We start from the raw sequence: 17,218 nt of genomic DNA, 5'->3' as shown, positions 1-17,218 counted from the left end.
CCCTCCGTATCTCCCCGTTGACCGGCCGGTAGCGTCCGATAATCGGACGCTGTTGTCCGTTAATCGTAGAATCCACTAGGTTCGAAGGCGTGTCAATGCAGGTACCCAGGATCTTCACCGGCCTCGTCGACGACGCCGCGGTCTTCCCGCCGGGCAACGCCGACCTGCCCGACGCGATCACCGCGCACCGCGGCCACCGCACCGCCTGGTACACCGACCTGGTCGGCCCGTTCCTGCTGCCCGCGTCCGAGATCGGCGCGGCGCGGCGGCTGGTCGGGCCGGGCGACGAGCTGGAGATCGGCCTGATCGGCGACACCGGCGTGGCCGCGCTGCCGGCCGCCGTCGAGGCGCTGCCGACCGACCGGATCCGGCCCCGGCAGGTCGAGGTCGCCGTCGCCAAACGCGGCGAGGACCCGCAACCCGGCCTGCGCGCGCTGCTCACCGCCCTCGCCGGCTGGCCCAAGATCAGCGGGTACGCGGAGGTGCCGCTCACCTGGGGGCTGCTCGCCGCCCTGGACAGCCTCGCCGAGGCGCGGGCCGGCGGCGTTGACGTCGCCGCCAAGTTCCGCACCGGCGGGCTGGCCGCCGAACTGTTCCCCACCCCGGTCGAGCTGGCCGCCGTCATCTGCGCCTGCCGCGACCGGGCGCTGCCGTTCAAACTGACCGCCGGCCTGCACCACGCCATCCGCGACACCGACCCGGAGACCGGCTTCACCCACCACGGCTTCCTCAACGTGCTCGCCGCCACGATCACCGCCGCCGAGGGCGCGGAGGTCGCCGAGGTCGCCGAACTGCTCGCCACCACCGACGCCGCCCGGCTGATCGAGCCGGCCCGTACGCGCGGCGGTGCCGACCGGCCGCTCTGGGTAGGTTTCGGGTCGTGCAGCATCACCGACCCGCTGACCGACCTGGTCCGGCTGGGGCTGATCAACGGAGGATTCGCGTGACGACCTGCTGGGTGCCCGGTGCCGACGGCTCACCGTACGGGGTGCAGACCCTGCCGTACGGTGCCTTCCGCCGCGGTGGTGGTGAGCGGCGGCTCGGCGTACGGATCGCCGATTTCGTGCTCGACCTGCGCGGCGCGGAGGATGCCGACCTGATCCTCGCCGGCGGTGCGCTGTGCGAGCCGACCCTCAACGCCTTCCTGGCCCTCGGCCGGGCACAGTGGACGACGGTGCGGCGGCGGATCGTCGAACTGTTCACCGAGCCCGAGCACCGGGCCGCCGTCGAGCCGCTGCTGATCCCGCTGTCCGAGGTGGATCTGGTGCTGCCGTTCGCGGTCGGTGACTACGTCGACTTCTACTCGTCGGAGCAGCACGCCAGCAACGTCGGACAGATCTTCCGCCCAGGCCAGCCGCTGCTCACCCCCAACTGGCGGCACCTGCCGATCGGCTACCACGGCCGGGCCGGCACCGTCGTCGTCTCCGGTACGCCGATCGTGCGCCCCAGCGGCCAGCGGCGCAGCTCCGACGGCCCGGTCTTCGGCCCGTCCCGCCGGCTCGACATCGAAGCCGAGGTCGGCTTCGTCGTCGGGGTGCCGACCGCGCTCGGCGACCCGGTGCCGACCGACCGGTTCGCCGATCACGTGTTCGGTGTGACCCTGGTCAACGACTGGTCGGCCCGCGACATCCAGGCCTGGGAGTACCAGCCGCTCGGCCCGTTCCTGGGCAAGTCGTTCGCCACCTCGGTCGGCCCGTGGGTGGTGCCGCTGGAAGCCCTCGACCACGCCTGGGTGCCGGCCCCGGCGCAGGACCCACCGGTGTTGCCGTACCTCGCTGAGGCGTCACGGCGCGGCCTGGACCTGTCGATCGTCGTCGAGTGGAACGGCACCCGGGTCAGCGAGCCGCCGTTCGCCGGCATGTACTGGACCCCGGCGCAGCAGTTGGCGCACCTGACCGTCAACGGCGCGTCGCTGCGCACCGGCGACCTCTACGCCTCCGGCACCGTCTCCGGGGCCCGGCGTGACCAGGTCGGCTCGTTCCTGGAGCTGACCTGGGGCGGCACCGAGCCGATCAAACTGAAGGACGGGTCCGAGCGCACCTTCCTCGAAGACGGCGACACCGTCGTCATCTCGGCCACTGCCCCCGGCCCGGCCGGCACGACGATCGGCTTCGGCGAGGTCACCGGCACCGTGGTGTCCACTCTGCGCAACCGCTAGGTTGTAACGGTGTTGCGGATCGTCTGGTCGCAGATCATCCGTCGATGGACCCGGTCGGTCGCGCTGCTGGTCGGGCTTCTCGTCGCGGTCACCAGTTTCACGGTGCTCACCGGCACGGCCGAGACGGCACGACTCGACGTCATCGGCACGGTGGAGGCGAACGCCCGCACCGCGTACGACATCCTCGTCCGCCCAGCGGTATCGATTTCCGAGCAGGAGACGGCGACCGGGGTGGTTCGCCCCAACTTCCTCACCGAGGCACCCGGCGGCATCAGCCTGGAACAGTTCGACACGATCCGCGGCCTGTCCGGCGTGGAGGTGGCGGCACCGATCGCCCTCATCGGTATGGCCGTCCCGGAGCTTCGTGTCCCGGTGAATCTGGCCGATGTCGTGCCGGACGGAGAACGGTCGGCCTTCCGGCTCACCGTCAACTGGCGCATGGACCGTGGCTTGAGCACGATCGGGCCGGACGAAGCCTACGTCTACTTCACTCCGAATCCGGTCGCGCACCGGGACATCGTCGAAATCTCCGACGAGAACCCGTTCGGCAGCTTCCTGGACGAGATCCTTCCGTCCGGCGCGCGGGTCAACATCTGCGGCAAGGCGGTCGACCTCCAAGCCGGATCGTCGGAGGAATCGACGTTGACCGAGAGCGTGCAGTGCTACTCCTTGAACGAGGACAGCCGTGAGTACGCCGACCGGGCGTTCCTGCTCGACTGGCGCATTCCGTACGTCCTGGCTGCCATCGACCCAGCGGCCGAGGCGGAGCTGATCGGTCTGGACGAAGCGATGGTCTCCGGGAGCTATCTGCCGGACAGCCGGGATGCGGTGGCCGGGGAGGACGACGATTGGACCCGGACGATCCCGGTGATCGCGGCCAGCGACAGCTACGTCGATCAGCAGGCGATCGTGGAAGTCGAGCAACTGCCGCGCGATGTCGCGGAACAGTTCGTCGGAACGAGGGAGAGCATCACCGCTGCGGACAGTTTCGCCGCCAGCGCCTCCGGGGTCCCGGTCAAGTCGATTGAGGTCGACGGCAATGCCGCGGACGCGTTCCTGTTGCGCGACCTCGGACATACGTTCGGCAACACTGTGGGAGCCTACTGGACGGCTGGACCGGTCGAGTGGGGAACCGGGCCCGACGGCGCGCTGATCCCCCGGGACCAGGCGGTCGCGAGCGAGGTGTGGCAGGGGGCGCTCGGCGGTCGGAGCGGTACCGCGCCGGTCGCGGCCGACGACCGGAGTTTTCGTGAGCTGCAACGGCACGAACGCGCCGTAGGCCGAAAGGTGATCAACCCCAAGCTCACGTTGACCGGCCGGTTCGATCCGGCGCTGATCGACACCTTTTCGGCCCTGTCCGAGGTGCCACTGGGCGCCTACCAGTCGCCCGGTCTGGAGGGCGCGGACGAGACCTCGCGGCGGCTGCTGGGCGGAGCGTCACTACTGCCGTCCAGCAACCCGGCCGGCTATCTGCAGCAGCCGCCGCTGCTGCTGACCACCCTGGATTCGGCCGAGTCCTTCTACGGCAGCTTCGACCGGTCCTCCGGGCCGGGGCCGGTGGCGGCGGTCCGGGTGCGGGTCGCCGGCGTGACCGGCATCGACGAGGTGTCCCGGGAACGGGTCCGGGTGGTAGCGGAGCGGATCGCGCAGGAGACCGGCCTGCACGTCGACATCACCGTCGGCTCGTCGCCGACCGAGCGGACCGTGGCGCTGCCTGCCGGCGAGTTCGGCCGACCCGACCTGTCACTCACCGAATGGTGGTCGAAGAAGGGCGTCGGGGTGGTGATCAGCGAAGCGGTGGAGCGCAAGTCGCTGATCCTGTTCGTCCTGGTCCTCGTGGTCTGTGCGCTGTTCATCGGCAACTCGTCCGCCGCAGCGGTGCGCGCCCGGCGTACCGAACTCGGCGTACTCGCCTGCCTGGGTTGGCCGCGCCGGTCGTTGTTCGCCGTGATTCTGGGCGAGCTGCTGCTCATCGGGCTGGTCGCCGGTGCCCTGGGTTCAGTGGCGGCGTGGCTGGTCGCCGTTCCGGTCGGTGCTGACGTGTCGTGGTCCCGGGCGGTACTCGCCGTCCCGGCGGCGATCCTGGTATCCCTTGCCGCCGGCCTGATCCCGGCGGTGCAGGCGTCGCGGGCCGATCCCATGGCAGCGGTCCGGCCACCCGTGGTCACTGGCCGCCGCGCCCGGCTGTTCCTCGGACTCACCGGCCTCGCGGTGGTCAATCTCCGCCGGACACCGGGCCGTACGGCGTTGGGCTGCGCCGCGTTGGCCGTCGCGGTGACCGCGCTGACGCTGCTGGTCGCCATCACCTGGGCGTTCCAGGGTGTCCTGGTCGGCAGCCTGCTCGGTGACGCGATCGCCGTCCAGGTGCGTGGGCCGGACCTGGCCGCCGTGGTGGCGATGCTGGTCCTGGCGACGGTCGCGATCGCCGACGTGGTGTTCCTGAACGTACGGGAGCGGGCCGCCGAGTTCGCCGCGCTGCAGGCGACCGGTTGGACACACGCTTCGACAGCCCGCCTGGTTCTCACCGAGGGCGTGCTGCTGGGCCTGCTCGGAGCCGTCCCGGGAGCTGTCCTCGGGCTCGGTCTCGCGGTGCTGCTGGCCGGTGGCACGCCGGAGGCCAGTCTGGCCCGGCTGCTGCCGGTGGCCGCCATCGTGGCGGGTGTCGGCGTGCTCGCGGCGGCCGTCGCGACCATCCCACCGATCCAGTCGCTGCGGCGCCACCCGGTGACCCGCCTGCTGGTGGAGGAGTAGACCGATGGCTTCACCCGTCGTTGAACCGGGCAGCGCGAGCCCTGGGAAGAGCCAGCCGATGGTCCGGGTGACCGGCCTGTCGAAGACCTACCGTACGGAGGCCAGCGAGCCGATCCACGCCTGCCGCGACATCGACTTCGAGATGGACGGCGGGGAGATCGTCGCCGTGATGGGGCCGTCCGGGTCAGGCAAGTCGACGCTGCTGCACCTGATCGGGGCGCTGGACACGCCCGACTCCGGCACGATCGAGGTCGCCGGTGAGTCGGTCACCGGGGTCAAGGGGCGCCGTCTGGCGGAGCACCGGCGGCGCATCGGATTCGTGTTTCAGCGCTTCCATCTCCTGCCCACCCTGACCGCCGCGGACAACGTCATCGCGCCGCTGCTGCCGTACAAGGTCGGTTTCGACAAGCGGGCCAGGGCGAAGCAGCTCCTCGGCGCGGTCGGGCTCACCGGCCGAGAGGACTCGTTGCCGTCGAAGCTGTCCGGCGGGCAGCAGCAGCGTGTCGCCATCGCCCGGGCGCTGATCAACGATCCGATGCTGGTGCTGGCCGACGAACCCACCGGCAACCTGGACAGCCAGACCGGAAACGAGATCATCGACCTGCTCTTCGGCCTGCGGGACCGGCTCGGCACCTCGCTGATGATCGCGACCCACGATCCAGGGCTGGCCGCCCGCTGTGGCCGCGTCGTACAGGTCCGCGACGGGCGGATCACGGAGGACACCGGGGCGTGAGCAGCGCCGGCGGGCGTACGCCGGGCGTCGGCCAGAATGGTGCTCGGCCAGGGCGGTGCGGGTCAGGGCGGTGCGGGTCAGGGCGGGGTGAGGCCGGCGTACTGCAGGACGGCGCGGATCCGTCGGGCGGCGGCCCGGTCGCGTCGGTCCAGCACCGCGAGCGCCTCCAGGAACAGTTCGCAGTACGTGCCTCCACAGTGTCGGCAGCCGCCGGTCCGGTCCGGCATGTGCCGCTCGGCCATCCGCTTGGCGATCTGTGCGACGAGCGCCAGGTCGCCGTCCGACTGCGGCCCGTCGCCGTCGCCGTCGGCGTGACCGTGGTCGGCGGTGTCATGCCCGTCGTCGATCCGGTCGTGTCCGCCGTCGCGGGGCGCCGGGGCGACGCCATGCGCCCCGACCAGGTTGAAGCGCGGGTCGGTGTCGATGTCGGTCTCGCCGGGAACCCGGCTCGGCAGCGGCGGACGTCCCGCTGTTGGCCGTCGGTTGATCTGTTCCGACGGCTGCGGCCGGCGGGTGAACCGGTCGGGCTTGTCATTGCGGTACGCCATGATTCTCCTCACGTCGGGATTGCCGTCCGAGATAGTCGTCCGAGACTACTGTTCTGCGGTTTCACTGGTCGTCGTGGAAATTGCACGTAGATCGGCAGTGCTGTGGCGTTGCTGTCTACATCGGCGGGGGTGGCGGCTGCGGGTAGGTCATCGCTCCGCAGTCCGGACACCAGCGGCTCTTCGCCTTGAAACTCAGCAGTCCGGCGAGAAATCCGATCATGGCGGAGCTCGTCATGGCGATCCCGAGGCCGATCGACGGCATCGCTTCACCCTCTCGCGTAAGCGTGGTGAGCTGGGGTTTCTCCGGCGGCGTGGCGGCCGGACGGCTCGGGGGTGCCGTGCCGGCCGCCACGCCTGATTGGGGAGAATGGCGCTGACCGTTCGGATGGTTTGCCGGCCCACCGATCGGTCATGCCGTATTCGTCGACGAAAGGTCAGCGCCGATTTGCGGCGCTTCGATCCCGTTCCCGAACGAAGAAGAGTCTGTCGGTCAATCTGCGCCAACGCAACAGTGTCGGGGCCATGTGGTAGAGATATGGCCAGTCAGTCGAATAGACCTCGGTCGACCGAGATCTGACCTGCCAGACGTGCATGATCAATCCGCAGGTGATCAATTCCAGGAGGTGGTACCAATGTCCTCGGCCCTGTTGAACTCGTCGGTACCGCGACGCCAGCTCGGTCGGGAGCTGCGTCGGCTGCGTGAGCGGCTGGCCCGGGTCCCGCAGACCACGGCGGCCCGGGAGTTGGACTGGTCGGCGACCAAGCTGCTGCGGATGGAGCGCGGTGAGGTGCCGATCCGCGCCGAGGACGTGGTGCTGCTCTGCGAGCTGTACGGCGCGGACCTGAAGACCGTCGAGGCGTTGGCCGCGCTGGCTCCGAAGACCAAGGAGAAGGGCTGGTGGCACGACTACGCCAGCATCCCGTCCTGGTTCGAGCTGTTCATCGGCCTGGAGGAGGCCGCCTCCCACCTCCGCGCATTTCACACCGAGCTCGTCCCCGGCGTGCTGCAGACCCGCGAGTACGCCACAGCGGTCTTCGCCCGCAGCCCGCTGCGCCTGTCGCCGGAGGTGATCGAGCAGCGGGTGGCGGTGCGGTTGCAGCGGGCGCAGTTGCTCACCCGGATGGAGCCGATCCTGCCTCGGTTCGACATCGTGCTGGACGAGGCGCTAGTTCGTCGCCCGGCCGGCTCCGGGGCGATCATGGCTGCCCAGCTGCGCCGGCTGGCCGAGGCGAGTGAGCTGCCGAACGTGTCGATCCGGCTGATCCCGTTCAGCGCCGGCATCCACGGTGGAACCTTGTCGCGCGCCTTCACTATGCTCGACTTCCCGGCCGAGCTGGAGCCGACCACCGTCTACGTCGAGGGCCTCACCGGTGCCCTCTTTCTGGACCGCCCGGATGAGGCCGAGCGCTATACGATTGCCTTCGATGACCTGACGGCCGCCGCGCTCGGTCAGGCCGCGACACGTGACCTCCTCGCCCGGACCGCAAAGGAGTACGAGTCATGATCGACCTGTCCACCGCCACCTGGCGTAAGAGCAGCCGCTCCAACGATCAGGGCGACTGCGTCGAGGTGGCCGATACGACGTGGCGCAAGAGCACCCGTTCCAACGATCAGGGTCACTGCGTCGAGGTGGCCGACACGACGTGGCGCAAGAGCACCCGTTCCAACGATCAGGGCCAGTGCGTCGAGGTGGCCGACGAGTTGGGCGGGGTGGTCGGCGTGCGGGACTCCAAGGACCCGGCCGGACCGGTGCTGGTGATTTCCCCGGCGAGCTGGTCCGCCTTCATCACCGCCACTAGGACCAGCACCTTCACCGCCTGACTGCTCGCTACCGGCGACGGCTCTCACGATGTGAGGCTGAGATACCTATCGGCAAACGGGATAGGTATCTCAGCCTCACATCGCGTACATGGTCCGCCAGGATTGGGGCCGTGACGACGGTTGCCGGTCAGGAGCGGTAGGCGTCGCGTCGGTGGCGGATCGGCTGGATCTCGACGACCTACTTGGCTTCGGTGTTCCGACGTCGTTTCAGCTCGCCGAGCACCTCGTCCATCGAGAACGTGTCGCCCGAGGCGAAGTCCTGCCTGGACTGGCGGAGATCTGCGAGGGCTTCGGCGTCGGAGAGCAGTTCCAGCGTTTCCCGCATCGACTCGTACTCGGCCACCGAGATCAGCATGACGTCCGCGTGGCCGTTGTGGGTGATCGTGTAGCGGTCGTGCTGCCGGGCGACCCGATCGGCGAGTTCAGCGATTCGAGCCTTGGCCTCAGTGATCGAGATGGTCTCCACGGCAGCCATTCTGGTGGCCGGTGAGAGTTTTGACTATCAGCTACGAACCCGCCACGGGTCCGTACTATGAGCGCAGCGTGTTTTTGATCTTGCTGGCGGCCTTGTCCACGCCGTGCATCACCTTCTGGGCCGTACCGCTGCTGACCTGCAGGAGCATGCTGGCGCTCAACGCCTTTTCGACCTCGGACAGGCCCTCCTGCGCCGACCCGCCGAGCCGGGTGGCCGCCGCCTGCATCACCTGTTTGGCCTGGCCGTCGTCGGCCTTCTCCGCGCAGTTGGTCAGCGACTGCGCGTTGAGCACGCCGAGTGACAGGGTGGCGAACGCGGCGTTGAGCCCGGCCGTCTCGAAGGTCAGCTCGTCACCGGAGCCGTTCATCAGGAACGACGAGATGATCTTCTCGTCCATGCCGCCGGTCATCCGGGCGGTCGGGCTGACGTACTTGGGCATGCCGCCCAGCTCGCCGATCAGCGCCTCCCAGGTCTGCACCCGCTCGCTGGCCGATGTCCTGAGCCGGCCGTACAGTCCGGCCAGGATCGGGTTGGGGGTGCGCCGGGTCAGCATGGCGAACAGGTGGACCCCCATCAGGTCGTGGGTCTTCCACGCGGAGAGCTGGTCGGCCAGGAACGGGCCGTTCAGACCACTGCCAGTGGCGAAGGCGGCGAGTCGGTCGTCGTCCACCGCCCGCTCCGGCGTGACCGTCACCATCGGGCCGGGCTTGATCATCGCGCCGGTCTCGGTGCGTACGGCACTGGGCGTCATCGCGCGACCTCCTCTCGGACCTTCTCGTGGGCGTACTGCTCGGCCGGGTACGGGCCGTCGGTGATATTGCGGTACTCCCGGCCGTTGCGCTGCGCGTTCTCGTCGATGACCTGCTCGCTGGGTGCGCCACCGGCGTTGACCGTCGCCATGTGCTTGATGTAGCGCTCCGGCCACTCGGCGACGAAACCGGTGCCGAACGTGGTGATGTCCACCTGTTCGGCGATCACCTCGCGGATGAAGTCCTTGTTCGGCTGGAACTTCGTCGGCTGCGGCATCTCGGCGGGGAGGATCTGCTCCGGCTCCCGGCCGTCGTACCGGCGCAGCAGATCGGCCGCCACCTTGAGCTGCTCGATCTCCATCGCCAGGTTCAGCTCCCAGACCTGCTTGATCCGGCGGTCGTCCTCGTCCTGGGCGAACGACCAGTACATGTAGCACTCGTTGTACTCGTGGTGGACGAGCTGCTCCAGCCAGCTCTCCGCCGGGTCGAGCATCGACTCGTACTGCGTGACGTGTTCCTCTTCCACCATCGCGATCTCCAGGTAGAGACCCCGGGCGATCGGCTCGACGAACTCCGGCCCCACGTTCATGTAGTAGTTCATCGTCTGCTGCTCGGCGGCCGTGATGGTGATGGCGTGCATCCGTGACAGCGGATCGACGGTGTGCTTGTCGTAGTGCTTGCGGACGTTGTCCTCGGGGTGGCGGTGGTGGTGCGACGTCGGCCGCCCCGGCATGACCTCGGTCAGGTAGTCGACGATCGCCTGCGCCTTCTTGCCCTGGGTCAGCTCGTACAGGTTGGAGTAGCGGTAGAGGTGGTCGAAGTCCTCCAGCAGGCCGAACTTGTAGTTCTGCCGCAGGTACGGGTCGGGCTCGTTGCGGGCGACCCAGGCGGTGATGTCGGTCGCCACCTGCTCGTACCCGAGCACGACCTCCAGCACCGACTCCTGGCCGGGGATCATCCAGTTGATCGCCTTCTGCTGCTGTTGCTCGATGTAGCGCAGGTAGGCGAGCTTCTGCCGTAACTCGATGTCGTCGACGTGCCGGTTCATCTGGTGGCTGAACGTGATCGCCTCCACCTCGATCCCGTTCATCACGATCACCCGGCACCGGGTGTACGGATCGACCCCGTGCGGCTCGTACGGCTCGACGTTCAGTTCGGACCAGCTCCGTAGCTGTTTTTCCAGCGGGATGCCGGTTTCTTCGAGCGGGTTGAAACGCATCGCCTCTCCTTCTCGGGGCCGTCCGGCACATCGCCGGCTGCCTGCCGCGCCGGCAACCAACGAAGGCTGTCGACCCGCACAAATCACACCATTTCCCGCGAGCTGTGTGCAGCGGAACGGCCGGATGGCGGCGGCTGAACGTCAACGGCGGCCGAGTATCGACGGCGGCCGACCGTCAGCTGCCCGGTTTCGCGCCGACCCGGCGGGCGGTGGCGGCGGCAGCGGTCAGCGACTCGTCGACGACGCCGGCGCGTTGCCGTACCGCCGCCAGCGTCTCCTTGACAGTGCCGAGCGCACCGAGCAGCTGGGCCGGGTCGCCGCCCTGCAGCACCCGCGCCACCAGCCCTGCCGCCTCGTCGGCCTTCGCAGCGGCCGCGCCGATGCCGTCGCGGACGGCGCGCAGCTTGTCGCCGGCCCGACCCAGCGTGGCCAGCACCTCCGCCGGTGACGGCTCCCTCGGCACCGGCACCACCGTGGCCGCCACCTCGTCGAGCGTGCCGGTGACCATGGTCAGCCCGGCCTGCAGTTCCTTCAGCGTGTTGCGTACCTGGATCATGCCGGCCACGATGCCGCTGAAGCCGCCGGCCGCCGCCTGACCGGCGACCCGCTCGGCTTCGTGCTGGGCCGCCGCTGCGGCAGTCCGGGCCCGTTCGGCGCCCGCTCGCATCGCCTGCAGATCCTTGCCGACGCTGTCCACCGGTGCTGCCACGATCGCTCTCCTCACCCCGTTTGACCTGCTGTTCCCATGGTGCGGGGTGGTCGGTGGAAAAGCCGGCAGACTAGCCCTCGGCTGCGGTCGTGTCCGCCGCCTGGCCCTGGTACCAGGCGAGCTTCTCACCGAGGCGGGCCCGCCAGCGGTGCAGCTGTTCGATCTGCTGCTCGACCGCGTCCGCGTGCTCGCGCAGCAGCGCGATCCGCTCCGGGATGGTCTGCGGGTCACGGCACAGTTCGCCGTAGCGGCGTAGCCGTTCGATTGGCATCCCGGTGTCCCGCAGGCAGCGCAGGAAGTCGAGCATGCCCAGGTCGTCGTCGCTGTAGACGCGGCGCCCGCTGGAGTTGCGGGCGACCGGCGACAGGATGCCCTCCCGTTCGTAGTAGCGCAGCGTGTCGATCGAGAAGCCGGACCGGGCCGCCGCCTCGGCGGGTGAGTAGGCCGTCATACCGCCGACGGTACCGCTTGACCTGGAGCGCGCTCCAGGTCGCAGGGTGGACCCATGACGTACGAAAACAGCACGCCGGCACCGGCCTCGCCGCTGGTCCTGGGCGCGATGATGTTCGGTACCCGGATCGACGAGGAGACCTCCTTCGCCCTGCTCGACCGGTTCGTCGAGCGGGGCGGCGAGTGGATCGACACCGCCGACTGTTACGCATTCTGGGCAAGCAAGGACGGCCGGGGCGGCGACAGCGAACGGGTCATCGGGCGGTGGCTCGCCGCCCGCCCCGGCGTACGGCAGCGGGTGCGCATCGCGACCAAGGTCGGTGCCGAGCCGCTGTGGGCCGGATCGTGGCCGCGGGTGCGGGCCGGGCTGAGCCGCCGCGCCGTCGAGGACGCCTTCGCCGGCAGCCTGGACCGGCTGGGCGTGGACAGCGTCGACCTGCTCTGGCTGCACCAGGAGGACCGGGCCACCCCGATCGAGGAGACCGTCGACACGGTCGCCGGGCTGGTCGCGTCCGGTGCCGTACGTCGGGTCGGCGCGTCCAACCACCCGGCCTGGCGCATCGAGCGGGCCCGCGCCCACGCCGCCGCCACCGGCACCCGGCCGATCGACGCCCTGCAACTCAACGCCACCTACCTACGGGCCCGCCCCGGCACGCTGCCCGAGGGGGTGGAGCATCCGTTCGGCCTGCTCAGCGACGAGCAGCGGGACATCGCGCAGGCGTACCGGATGGAGGTGTGGGCGTACACGCCGCTGCTGACCGGTGCCTACGACGACCCGGCCAAGCCGATCCCGCCGGTGTACGACCATCCCGGTAGTACGCGGCGGCTCGCGGCGCTCGACGACGTCGCCCGGGACACCGGCGCGACCCGCGGCCAGGTGGTGCTGGCCTGGCTGGTGGCGCAGGGCATCCGCCCGATCCTCGGCGGCAGCAAGCTGTACCAGTTGGAAGCGGCGCTCGACGGCGTCACTCTCGCCCTCACCGACGAGCACCTCGCCCGCCTGGCCGTCGCCGGCTGACAATGCTGACAGGTTCCTGACGGTTGGCCGGAATTCTGGCTCGCATGAGCAGATATCGACAGATGCGTCCGGCGAGCCGGCTGGCCGAACCGTTGCTGGCCGCGCTCGCCGTGACGGCGATCGGGCTGTCGGCCGGGTGCGGCGGCGGTGACGGGAACACGAGCGCTACCGGTGCCCGAGGGTCGGCTGGTGACGCCGGCGACAGCGGTGTCGCCTCGATCGTGGGCAGCGCTGGGCCGGACGCCTCGCCATCGCCGCAGGCCGAGCGTCCGTTGATCCGCCCCGACACGTCCGCTGAGGAACAGGAGCGGCTGATGAACCTCTGGCTGCAGTGCTTCGAGGACAACGGGGTGTCGGAAATGGAGCGGAAGACGAGAGCGGACACCCCGCAGGTGCGGCAGGTCGCCGAGGACTGCGCGCCGCTGGAACCCGAACGCCTGTGGCAGCGTTCCCTGCGCCTCGACCCCGAGTATCCGGACAAGCTGCTGGCCTGGGCGGAATGTCTGCAGGACCGCGGGGTCGACGCGTTCGTCGACGGAGACTTCCTGTCACTCGCTGATGGACTGCCGGCCGGTACCGAGGTCGAGGACTGCGAAGCGGAGGCGTTCAGCGGGAGCTGACCGGGTCGCAGCGCCGGGCCGGGAGGCGTACGGTGACGTGCGTGCCCCGGCCCGGCTCGCTGGCCACGGTGATGTCACCGCCGTGTGCGTGGGCCAGCTGCCGGGCGATCGGCAGACCCAGCCCGCTACCGCCGGTGCGCCGGCTGCGCGAGGCGTCGGCCCGCCAGAACCGGTCGAACAACTTCGGCAGGTCGGTGGCGGCGATCCCGATCCCGGTGTCGACAACCTCGATGGTCAGCCAGTCGTCGCGTACGGCGCAGTCGACGGTGACCGAACCCCCGGCCGGGGTGTGCCGCACGGCGTTGCCCACCAGGTTGCCGACGAGCTGTCGCAGCCGTACCGCGTCGAGGACGACCTCCGGATCGCCGTGCACCGCCCCGGTCAGGGTGACCCCGGCGGTGGCAGCGGCCCCGCGGTTGGCCTCGACGACCTGGCTGAGTACGTCGCCGACGAAGGTCGGCTCCGGATGCACCGCGAAGGTGCCGTCGTCAGCTGCGGCCAGGTCCCGCAGGTCGTCGATGACATGCTGCAACAGGGTCGCCTCCTCGGTGAGCAGTTCGAGGGTGTGGGTGTCGGCCGGTGCCAGCCCGTCCTGGGCGGCCTCCAGCCAGGCCCGGATGTTGGTCAGCGGCGACCGCAGCTCGTGGGCTACGTCGCTGACCATCGCCCGGCGTTGCCGCTCCAGCTGGTCCCGCCGGCGTGCCAGGTCGTTGAAGGCGGTGGCGAGACTGCCGATCTCGTCCCGGGTGGTGACCGGCACCGGGCGTTGCCTGTCCACCGGCGCACGGGCCGCCGCGGCCAGTGCCCGCAACGGCCGGACCAGCCGCATTCCGACTCCGACGGTGACCGCCACGGTGAGCAGCAGGACCAGTCCGGCGACACCGGCGATCCGCAGCAGGTTCCCGGTGGACAGGTTGACGGTCGGCGACCCGGCGTCGGTGGCCGTCGCGTCGGTGACGTACAGCAGCACCGGCGGTGCGACGTACGCCCGGAGCTGGCTGCGGAGGCCTGTCTCGGCGCAGGCGCGGGCGTCGGCCTCGGACGGCGCACCTGGGGAGGCCCGCAGGACCCGGACGTCCAGCGTAGGAGTGACGGCCAGGTCGATGTTCGCCGCCTCGGGCCCGAGACATGCCTCGGTGAGGTCGAGCAGCTCGGCCAGGGGTGCGACCTCGCTGCGGGCCGGCTCGCGCAGCAGCGCCGGTTCCGGGCAGGCCAGCGGCCGGCCACGGTCGATACCGGCGTCGAGGATCGTCACCGTCGCCCGGCCGCCCGGCAGCTCGACGACTTCGGCGGCGAGCCCTGCCCCGTCGACCAGGCAGCTCCGGTGGTCCTCGGCCGCCTTGTGGATGCCGGCGCGTTCGTCGTCGCTCAGCCGGTACGGCCCGACGACCCGGGTGTCGATGCTGGACCCGTGACGGCTGGCGGTGAGCGCCGGGTCGAGGTCGAGCGGGTCGACGATCGCCGACGGGCGGGCGTCGCGCAGCGTCGGCCCGGGCGCCGACTCGGCGACCGGGTCGCGGGTCACCGGGTCGAGCAGCACGATCCGCCGGCCGGTACGCGATGCGAGGTCGTCGACGACCGGCGTGACCGCCGACCAGTCGCGGTGGTCGATCGCGTACGTGATCATCTCGTCGTAGACGCTGACGTCGTCGGCGAGGGACCGACCCTGCTCCTGCTCGATCGCCCGGGTGGTCGACGCCACGGTAAGCCAGGCGGTGGCGACGACCGCGCAGACCGTCACCAGCACCGACGCGCCGAGCAGCCGCAGCATCAGGCTGTGCCGCAGCGGTACCCGCGCGACCGAAGCCGGGCCTGGGGCCGGACCGCCGGTGGCCGGGGCCGGACCGCCGGTGGCCGGCTCACCCACCGGCGGGGTCGCGCAGCTTGTAGCCGACGCCGTACACCGTCACCAGGTACGCCGGCCGGCGTACGTCCGGTTCGATCTTGCGGCGCAGGTTGACCAGGTGGGTGTCGATGGCCCGCTCGGTCGAGTCCCGGTCCACGCCCCGGGTGTGCTCCAGCAGCTGGGCCCGGGTGAAGGCGCGTTCCGGCTGCTCGACCAGGGCGGCGAGGATTGCGAACTCGCCCGGGGTGCAGTTGACCGGTCGTCCGTCGACGGTGACCTCCCGGCGGACCGGGTCGACGGCGAGTGCACCGACCCGTCGTACCCCGTCGATGGTGCGTGGCACCCGGTCGACCCGGCGCAGCAACGTCCGGACCCGGGCCATCAGCTCCCGCGGCGAGTACGGCTTCGTCAGGTAGTCGTCCGCACCCAGATCGAGCCCGCGCAGCAGGTCGTCCTCGTCGGCGCGGGCGGTGAGCATCAGCACCAGCAGGTCCGATTCGCGACGCAGGATCCGGCACACGTTCAGCCCGTCCAGGCCGGGCATCATCACGTCGAGCACCAGCAGCTGCGGCCGGTGCCGGCGGGCCTGGTCGAGCGCGTCGCGCCCGTCGTGGACCACTGTGGTCCGGTGTCCGTCGGACTCGACGTAGCGGCGCAGCACCTCGGCCTGCCGCCGGTCGTCCTCGGCGATCAGCACATGGGCAACCACGGGGCGAACCATACTGCGTGTCAGCGTCGGCGCGGCGGTGGGAAATGGCACCGTACCGGCCTGACAGGTTCCTCACAATTGCCGGCGACGATGGCCGGCATGGTGTTCTTCCTGCGAACGTTCGCCGGTCGTCGGTGGCGTCGGACGCTGGCGTACGGCCTGCCGGTCGCGGTCGTGGTGGCCGGGCTGGTGGTGACCGGAACCGTAGCCGGCTGGGGCTGGCCGGGCCGGGGCGCGACGGCCGAGGCGGACGCCGCGACGGCGGATCCGCTCTGGGTGGCGACCACCGAGGTCGTGCGAATGGACATCTCCGACGCCCGGGAGCTGGTCGGCACCCTCGGCTACGGTGCCGCCCGACCGGTGCGGGGCTCCGGCGACGGGGTGCTGACCTGGTTGCCGGAGCAGGGATCCGTCATCGAACGCGGCGAGCAACTGTACCGCGTGGATGATCAGCCGGTACTGCTGTTCTACGGCGGTACGCCGCTGTTCCGGACCCTCGACCGGCCGAACCTGGTCGGCCGCGACGTGCGGGTGGTCGCCGACAACCTGAAGGCGTTGGGCTACCGGATCGGTTGGCAGCCGCCGGTCGGCGCCGCCGTCGCGGTGCCGGCGGCGGCACCGCCGCCGGACCCCGACGACGCGGCGGGGCCGACGGGGGGAAGCGATGCGGCTGGGCCGACAGTGGAGAGCGACGCGGCGGAGTCGTCGGAGCGGGAGGTGGCACCGACCCCGACAGGCGGTACGGTCACCGTCCGGTCCGGCGACGCCGTTCTCACCCCGGAGCTGATCTCGGCCATCGAACGCTGGCAGCGGGACCGCGACGCGCCGGCCACCGGGGTCGTCCGGGCCGGGGAGGTCGCCGTACTGCGGGGCAAGGTCCGGGTCGGCTCGGTCGCCGCGCTGCCCGGCGACAGTGCCGCGACGGACATCATGTCGGTCACCCCCACCGACAAGGTCATCACGGTACGGGTAGAAGCCGGCGAGGCGACCGGGATGGTGCCCGACGTGTCGGTGACGATCACTCTGCCCGACGGCGCGACCGCCCCCGGCACGGTGACCGCGGTCGGCACCGTCGCCGAGGAGTCAGAAGGTCCGCCGGGGCAGGGTCCGACGGTGGACGTCACCGTCGTGCCCGACGACCCGGCGGTGCTCGGCGGGCTGGAGTCCGCGCCGGTCCGGGTGCAGTTCCGTACCGAGCTGCGGGAGCAGGTCCTCGCGGTGCCGGTCGGTGCGCTGCTCGCGCTCGCCGAGGGCGGGTACGCGGTGCAGCTGACCGACGGTGCTCTGGTCGCCGTCGAGACTGGGCTGTTCACCAGGGGAATGGTCGAGGTCACCGGGGCCGGTCTCGACGCGGGCATGACGGTGGTGACCACGTCGTGAGCGCACCGGTGCTGTCGGTCGTGCGGGCCGG

Annotated in this window: 18 protein-coding genes and 2 pseudogenes; 11 read left to right on the top strand and 9 right to left on the bottom strand. The window is 70.5% G+C overall.

The genetic code is table 11. The annotated features are described in order from the left end of the window. Nucleotides 1–89 precede the first annotated feature (89 nt). The 4 genes from O7543_RS17540 to O7543_RS17525 are packed head-to-tail and all read left to right on the top strand — an operon-like array spanning nucleotide 90 to nucleotide 5,642. On the top strand, nucleotides 90–947 hold the full coding sequence (locus tag O7543_RS17540; RefSeq protein ID WP_281552832.1) for a hypothetical protein: 858 nt from the start codon (nucleotides 90–92) through the stop codon (nucleotides 945–947). Beyond that, a complete protein-coding gene (gene fahA / locus O7543_RS17535) occupies nucleotides 944–2,158 on the top strand; it encodes a fumarylacetoacetase (RefSeq protein WP_281552833.1) in 1,215 nt (404 codons plus the stop codon). The genes O7543_RS17540 and fahA overlap by 4 nt, the downstream gene beginning before the upstream one ends. Nucleotides 2,159–2,167: 9 nt before the next feature. Continuing rightward, nucleotides 2,168–4,909: an FtsX-like permease family protein gene (locus O7543_RS17530; protein ID WP_281552834.1), complete on the top strand. Its 2,742-nt coding sequence runs from the start codon at nucleotides 2,168–2,170 to the stop codon at nucleotides 4,907–4,909. 4 nt (nucleotides 4,910–4,913) lie between these two features. Next, nucleotides 4,914–5,642, top strand: a complete 729-nt coding sequence (locus tag O7543_RS17525) for an ABC transporter ATP-binding protein (RefSeq protein ID WP_281552835.1) — start codon at nucleotides 4,914–4,916, stop codon at nucleotides 5,640–5,642. Nucleotides 5,643–5,719: 77 nt separating this feature from the next. Here O7543_RS17525 and O7543_RS17520 read toward each other — a convergent pair whose 3' ends face one another. Together O7543_RS17520 and O7543_RS17515 are read right to left on the bottom strand one after the other, a co-directional pair. After that, entirely contained in the window at nucleotides 5,720–6,190 is a 471-nt protein-coding gene (locus O7543_RS17520; protein WP_281552836.1) for a hypothetical protein, read from the bottom strand. A 115-nt stretch (nucleotides 6,191–6,305) separates the two neighbouring features. Further along, nucleotides 6,306–6,452 carry a hypothetical protein gene (locus O7543_RS17515; RefSeq protein WP_281552837.1) on the bottom strand — a complete coding sequence of 49 codons (147 nt, stop codon included), beginning with the start codon at nucleotides 6,450–6,452 and terminating at the stop codon, nucleotides 6,306–6,308. Nucleotides 6,453–6,822: 370 nt separating this feature from the next. Here O7543_RS17515 and O7543_RS17510 point away from each other — a divergent pair, with 370 nt between their 5' ends. The 4 genes and pseudogenes from O7543_RS17510 to O7543_RS17500 all read left to right on the top strand — a co-directional run bounded on the left by O7543_RS17510 (nucleotide 6,823) and on the right by O7543_RS17500 (nucleotide 8,012). Further along, nucleotides 6,823–7,695 carry a helix-turn-helix transcriptional regulator gene (locus O7543_RS17510; protein WP_281552838.1) on the top strand — a complete coding sequence of 291 codons (873 nt, stop codon included), beginning with the start codon at nucleotides 6,823–6,825 and terminating at the stop codon, nucleotides 7,693–7,695. Further along, a pseudogene (locus tag O7543_RS17505) lies at nucleotides 7,692–7,766 on the top strand (DUF397 domain-containing protein); the annotation flags it as partial. The gene O7543_RS17510 and the pseudogene O7543_RS17505, both read left to right, overlap by 4 nt. An 8-nt stretch (nucleotides 7,767–7,774) precedes the next feature. Further along, nucleotides 7,775–7,828 (top strand): annotated as a pseudogene (locus O7543_RS30235) (hypothetical protein); the annotation flags it as partial. Further along, on the top strand, nucleotides 7,821–8,012 hold the full coding sequence (locus tag O7543_RS17500) for a DUF397 domain-containing protein (protein ID WP_348650138.1): 192 nt from the start codon (nucleotides 7,821–7,823) through the stop codon (nucleotides 8,010–8,012). The pseudogene O7543_RS30235 and the gene O7543_RS17500, both read left to right, overlap by 8 nt. Before the next feature lie 178 nt (nucleotides 8,013–8,190). Here O7543_RS17500 and O7543_RS17495 read toward each other — a convergent pair whose 3' ends face one another. The 5 genes from O7543_RS17495 to O7543_RS17475 all read right to left on the bottom strand — a co-directional run bounded on the left by O7543_RS17495 (nucleotide 8,191) and on the right by O7543_RS17475 (nucleotide 11,615). Then, nucleotides 8,191–8,478, bottom strand: a complete 288-nt coding sequence (locus O7543_RS17495; RefSeq protein WP_348650020.1) for a type II toxin-antitoxin system Phd/YefM family antitoxin — start codon at nucleotides 8,476–8,478, stop codon at nucleotides 8,191–8,193. Between the two features lie 64 nt (nucleotides 8,479–8,542). Further along, a complete protein-coding gene (locus tag O7543_RS17490) occupies nucleotides 8,543–9,238 on the bottom strand; it encodes a hypothetical protein (RefSeq protein ID WP_281552840.1) in 696 nt (231 codons plus the stop codon). After that, entirely contained in the window at nucleotides 9,235–10,455 is a 1,221-nt protein-coding gene (locus tag O7543_RS17485) for a hypothetical protein (RefSeq protein WP_281552841.1), read from the bottom strand. Before O7543_RS17485 ends, O7543_RS17490 begins: the two co-directional genes overlap by 4 nt. A gap of 175 nt (nucleotides 10,456–10,630) precedes the next feature. Then, nucleotides 10,631–11,164: a DUF6244 family protein gene (locus O7543_RS17480; RefSeq protein ID WP_281552842.1), complete on the bottom strand. Its 534-nt coding sequence runs from the start codon at nucleotides 11,162–11,164 to the stop codon at nucleotides 10,631–10,633. 70 nt (nucleotides 11,165–11,234) lie between these two features. Further along, a complete protein-coding gene (locus O7543_RS17475; RefSeq protein WP_281552843.1) occupies nucleotides 11,235–11,615 on the bottom strand; it encodes a MerR family transcriptional regulator in 381 nt (126 codons plus the stop codon). 54 nt (nucleotides 11,616–11,669) lie between these two features. Here O7543_RS17475 and O7543_RS17470 point away from each other — a divergent pair, with 54 nt between their 5' ends. Continuing rightward, a complete protein-coding gene (locus tag O7543_RS17470) occupies nucleotides 11,670–12,632 on the top strand; it encodes an aldo/keto reductase (protein ID WP_281552844.1) in 963 nt (320 codons plus the stop codon). Nucleotides 12,633–12,676: 44 nt separating this feature from the next. Beyond that, nucleotides 12,677–13,252: a hypothetical protein gene (locus O7543_RS17465; RefSeq protein WP_281567158.1), complete on the top strand. Its 576-nt coding sequence runs from the start codon at nucleotides 12,677–12,679 to the stop codon at nucleotides 13,250–13,252. On the opposite strand, the gene O7543_RS17460 is transcribed toward O7543_RS17465, so the two are convergent. Both O7543_RS17460 and O7543_RS17455 read right to left on the bottom strand, forming a co-directional pair. Further along, nucleotides 13,239–15,119, bottom strand: a complete 1,881-nt coding sequence (locus O7543_RS17460; RefSeq protein WP_281552846.1) for a HAMP domain-containing sensor histidine kinase — start codon at nucleotides 15,117–15,119, stop codon at nucleotides 13,239–13,241. The genes O7543_RS17465 and O7543_RS17460 overlap by 14 nt on opposite strands. Further along, on the bottom strand, nucleotides 15,112–15,807 hold the full coding sequence (locus tag O7543_RS17455; protein ID WP_281552847.1) for a response regulator transcription factor: 696 nt from the start codon (nucleotides 15,805–15,807) through the stop codon (nucleotides 15,112–15,114). Before O7543_RS17455 ends, O7543_RS17460 begins: the two co-directional genes overlap by 8 nt. Before the next feature lie 99 nt (nucleotides 15,808–15,906). On the opposite strand from O7543_RS17455, the gene O7543_RS17450 reads away from it, so the two are divergent. Beyond that, nucleotides 15,907–17,187, top strand: coding sequence for a hypothetical protein (locus O7543_RS17450; protein WP_281552848.1), 1,281 nt, complete (start codon nucleotides 15,907–15,909; stop codon nucleotides 17,185–17,187). The last annotated feature ends 31 nt before the right edge of the window (nucleotides 17,188–17,218 follow it).

Source organism: Solwaraspora sp. WMMA2080, from assembly GCF_027497395.1.
GTDB lineage: Bacteria > Actinomycetota > Actinomycetes > Mycobacteriales > Micromonosporaceae > Micromonospora_E.
Note: the sequence above shows the minus strand (reverse complement) of the source record. Positions and strands in the feature narration are given on the sequence as shown.